This is a genomic window from Natrialba chahannaoensis JCM 10990 (assembly GCF_000337135.1).
Taxonomy (GTDB): domain Archaea; phylum Halobacteriota; class Halobacteria; order Halobacteriales; family Natrialbaceae; genus Natrialba; species Natrialba chahannaoensis.
Window position 1 is genome coordinate 1 of the sequence record NZ_AOIN01000001.1, and the last position, 227, is coordinate 227.

1 protein-coding gene is annotated in these 227 nt (G+C 63.4%); it reads left to right on the forward strand.

Annotated elements, in window-relative coordinates; all coding sequences use genetic code 11:
• A partial coding sequence (locus tag C482_RS00005) for a S8 family serine peptidase (RefSeq protein ID WP_006165167.1) occupies window positions 1-227 on the forward strand: 227 nt, incomplete at both ends.

A 227-nucleotide genomic window follows, 5' to 3' on the forward strand; every position in this document is an offset into this window, starting at 1 on the left:
GGCAACACTATCGCCGCCGACAACTGGGACAACCCTGACCCAGCATGGCCCGACGAGTGGGTCAAACCAGACGTCTCCGCACCCGGCGAGAACGTCCTCAGCGCAATGCCAGACGACGAGTACGACCATCTCTCGGGAACCTCGATGGCCGCACCCCACGTCTCCGGTGTGATCGCCCTCATGCTCTCGGCCAACGACGACCTCACCCAGGAGGAAATCGAGGAGAC